At 71.6% G+C, this 1,419-nt stretch carries 1 protein-coding gene and 2 pseudogenes; 2 read left to right on the forward strand and 1 reads right to left on the reverse strand.

Going from position 1 to position 1,419, the window contains the following annotated elements; translation table 11 throughout:
• A pseudogene (locus H5J30_RS33230) lies at positions 1 to 232 on the forward strand (Acg family FMN-binding oxidoreductase); the annotation flags it as partial.
• A pseudogene (locus H5J30_RS37760) lies at positions 229 to 396 on the forward strand (FAD-dependent monooxygenase); the annotation flags it as partial. The pseudogenes H5J30_RS33230 and H5J30_RS37760, both read left to right, overlap by 4 nt.
• Positions 397 to 406: 10 nt before the next feature.
• Here H5J30_RS37760 and H5J30_RS33240 read toward each other — a convergent pair.
• Positions 407 to 1,243, reverse strand: a complete 837-nt coding sequence (locus H5J30_RS33240) for a Sco1979 family transcriptional regulator (protein ID WP_181791442.1) — start codon at positions 1,241 to 1,243, stop codon at positions 407 to 409.
• Between the last annotated feature and the right edge of the window lie 176 nt (positions 1,244 to 1,419).

A 1,419-nucleotide genomic window follows, 5' to 3' on the forward strand; every position in this document is an offset into this window, starting at 1 on the left:
CGATTGGCTGCGCGCCGGCCAGGCACTGCAGCGCGTGCTGCTGACCGCCACCGGCGCCGGCCTCGTGGCATCGCTGACCAGCGAGGCGCTGGAGTGGACCGACCTGCGCGCGCTCGTCCGCGACCCGCTCACCGACGTCGGCCAGGTCCAGATGGTCCTGCGCATCGGCTACGGCCCGCGCGGCCCGGCGACGCCGCGCCGCCCGCTGGCGGAGGTCATGGAGATCGTCTGACCGCGGGGCCCCCGTCCGCACGGGGGGCGCGCGGCACGTACGCGAAGGCAGCGCGCTCACCTGAGCCGAGTCGGCACTCGCGCTTCGGCGACGCCGCCCGGCAGGCCGAGAGTCACCGCACCGGCCGCGTCCTCCTCGCCGGCGACGCGGCGCACATCCCAGCGGCCGCCGGTGCTAGTACTCGGCGAGCAGCTTCTCCAGCATCTCCTGGCTCGACTCCTGCTTCTCCGCCGCCGCGCACAGGCCGTCCATCGTCAGCAGGTAGCGCTCGACGTCGTTGCGCTTGTCGAGGTAGAGGGCGCTGGTCAGCTGCTCGATGTACGCCACGTCAGGCAGGTCCGGCTCCGCGAAGCGCAGGATCGTCAGCGGGCTGACGACGGCGGCGAACCGGCCGGTGGCCAGCCGGGCCACCTGGACCGTGATGTTGGACAGCTCCAGGATCCGCAGCAGGTGCTCGATCTGCGCGCGCATCACCCGGCGCCCGCCGAGCGGGCGGCGCAGCGCCGCCTCGTCGAGGACCACCCAGTAGCGCGCCGGCTGATCGGCGTGGCCCAGGATCTGCTGCCTGCGCAGCCGCAGGTCGACGTGGCGCTCTATGGCGGCCTCGTCCGCGTTGGGGTACGCGATCTGGGCGAACGCCCGCGCGTAGTCGGCGGTCTGCAGCAGGCCGGGGATGCGCTGGGCCTGGTAGGAGCGGATCAGCGAGGCGGCCTCTTCGAGGCCGAGGAACGTCTCCATCCAGGTGGGCGTGACATCGCTGTACTGGTGCCACCAGCCGGTGGTGTTGGCGCCGCGGGCCAGCGCGAGGTAGTGCTCGCGCTCGGCCTCGTCCTCCACCCCGTACAGCGTCAGCAGGGCGGCGATGTCGTGCTCCTTGCAGCCGCCCCGGCCCAGCTCCAGCCGGCTCAGCTTCGGCTGCGAGGCGCCGATGGTCCGCGCGGCCGCCTGGAACGTGATGTTGCGCTGCTCGCGCAGCCGCCGCAGGTTGTTGCCGAGGATGATGCGGCGCACGGTGGGGCCGCCTCGGGACGGGGCCGGCAGAGAGTTCGTCTCCGACATGCTTGGCGCGTGCATCAGGCTCCCAAGGATGATCAGGTCGCGCCCTTCAGTCTCGCATCGAAGGAGTCAACGTGTACAGGGAAAGCGATTGTTGAAGTTGAATATGCCTCTGGTACGCGGCTGCTACA

The sequence above is a fragment of the Streptomyces phytophilus genome (assembly GCF_013870535.1).
Classification (GTDB): Bacteria; Actinomycetota; Actinomycetes; order Streptomycetales; family Streptomycetaceae; genus Streptomyces; species Streptomyces phytophilus.